Here is a 2,279-nt window from a genome sequence, read left to right on the forward strand (position 1 = left end):
TCAAAATATACAAAAAAAGACAATTTCATTTCGAAAATTGCCTATATACAATAAAAAGCCTATGTCCTTACGAAAAGGTATAGGCTTTTGTCAACAATCTGAAAGGCCTAATTCATGTGAATTAGACCTTTTTTTCTATTTATCACGAACGAAGCACTCTAATACTTTATAGCCTTTACGCTCTAAATCCGCTTGTAAATCATCTGGTTGGGTAGTATCACAACGAATGACTAGATTGGCAATTCCATCTTCAAAAGAATACACACCAATATGATTGATATTCACTTTATTCTCAATAAAGATTTCCGACAACTTACCAATGGCACCAATCTCATCTTTTACAGAAACCGTAATTCTTGAACCCACTTCATCCCATCCAAGAACATTCAAGAAACATTTAAACACATCATTCTGCGTTACAATACCTGTAACTTCGCCAGAAGCATTTGTGACCGGCAAACATCCAATGTTGTTTTTCAACATTTTCTGTGTTGCATATTCCATCAATTCATTTTCATCGACAGAAATGACTTTTTTTACCATCACTGTGCTTACAGTCGTTTTTGACAATAAATAATTTAATTCATATATGCTTAAGCTTGTCGCATTCGTTGTACCCGAATTAGAAATCATACCTTCTGTAATCAATCCAACAAGTTTTCCTTTTTCAACAACAGGAACACGGTGAATTCCCTTTTCCTTCATTAAATCAATGATTTGTGAAATCGTTGCATCTGGTTCAGCACATATAACATTTTTTGTCATATAATCCTTAACTTTAAACATACTTTATTATCCTCCTAGATATGCCTTTTGAACATCCGAACTCTTTGCCAATTCCTCACCAGTACCTGACATTACAACTTTACCTGTTTCTAAAACATAGGCACGATGCGCAATTGATAATGCCATCTTAGCATTTTGTTCAACTAATAAAACCGTAGTACCTGCTTTATTGATTTCTTCGATGATGTTAAATATCTCCTTAACTAAAATAGGAGCTAACCCCATACTCGGTTCATCTAAAAGCAACAATTTAGGTTTTGCCATTAGTGCTCGCCCCATAGCTAACATCTGCTGCTCACCACCAGATAAAGTAGAAGCATCCTGATTCATACGTTCTTTTAAGATAGGAAACTGCTCACAAACCTTTTCATAATCGCGTTTGATTCCATCCTTATCTTTTCGTAAAAAAGCTCCCATCATCAAGTTTTCATATACGCTCATTCCTGTAAAAATACGACGGCCTTCTGGCACCTGTGTTAAACCCATTTCAACAATATGTTTAGGATTTGCCTTCATAATTGACTCATTTAAAAACATGACATCGCCACTCGTCTTTTTTACAATGCCACTAATGGACTGCATCATTGTTGTTTTTCCAGCTCCATTAGCACCAATCAACGCAACAATCTCGCCTTCATTTACTTCTAAACTGATACCTTTTAAAGCTTCAATTACACCATAATGTACGTGAAGATCTTTTATTTCTAACATTGCCATACTAGATCTCCTCTCCTAAATATGCCTTAACTACAAACTCATTTTGTTTAATTTCTTCAGGCGTACCATTCGCTATCATTTTACCATAGTTCAAAACATAAATACGCTCACAAATCTTCATAACTAAAGACATATCATGTTCAATCAGGATTACAGTTAATTTATATTTTTCTCGAATATGATCAATCAATTCTGTTAACTCTTTTGTTTCCTGCGGATTCATACCTGCCGCTGGCTCATCTAAATAAAGAATTTTTGGTTGAATTGCCAAGGCACGTGCAATCTCTAATCTTCTTTGTTTACCATATGGAAGATTTGTCGCCAATTCATTTCTTAAAGAATACAATCCCACTTCTTTTAATAATTCTTCCGCCTTTTCTTCGACCCACTTCTCTTCTTTATAATACGTAGGCAAGCGCAAAATTGCAGCTAATGTTCCATAACGAATATTTTTATGCATCGCAACTTTAACATTTTCTAAGACTGTCATTGATTTAAATAAACGAATATTTTGAAAAGTTCGTGCAACTCCTAGATTTGTGATTTTATAAGGCTTCAATCCACCAATCTGAATACTTTTATCCTGATCCATTAACTCAATCAAACCACTACTTGGTTCATATACACCTGTCAACAAGTTGAATAATGTAGTTTTACCAGCACCATTCGGTCCAATCAAACCAATAAGTTCCCCTTCATTGATTGTCATTGATACATTAGAGATTGCACGTGCCTTGGCAATTCAACCAAAAATTCTTTATTTAGATGAGCCAGCG

At 34.8% G+C, this 2,279-nt stretch carries 3 protein-coding genes; all 3 read right to left on the reverse strand.

The genetic code is table 11. From position 1 onward, the window contains the following. Nucleotides 1–135 precede the first annotated feature (135 nt). From ACZQCL_RS08865 to ACZQCL_RS08875, 3 genes are read right to left on the reverse strand one after another with little or no spacing between them, the layout of a single operon-like run. A complete protein-coding gene (locus ACZQCL_RS08865; protein ID WP_482482877.1) occupies nt 136–786 on the reverse strand; it encodes a CBS and ACT domain-containing protein in 651 nt (216 codons plus the stop codon). Nucleotides 787–792: 6 nt separating this feature from the next. Further along, entirely contained in the window at nt 793–1,497 is a 705-nt protein-coding gene (locus tag ACZQCL_RS08870; protein ID WP_154555373.1) for an ABC transporter ATP-binding protein, read from the reverse strand. A 7-nt stretch (nt 1,498–1,504) separates the two neighbouring features. Next, nucleotides 1,505–2,212, reverse strand: coding sequence for an ABC transporter ATP-binding protein (locus tag ACZQCL_RS08875; RefSeq protein ID WP_482482879.1), 708 nt, complete (start codon nt 2,210–2,212; stop codon nt 1,505–1,507). Nucleotides 2,213–2,279 lie beyond the last annotated feature (67 nt).

The organism is Holdemanella sp. (genome assembly GCF_056804935.1).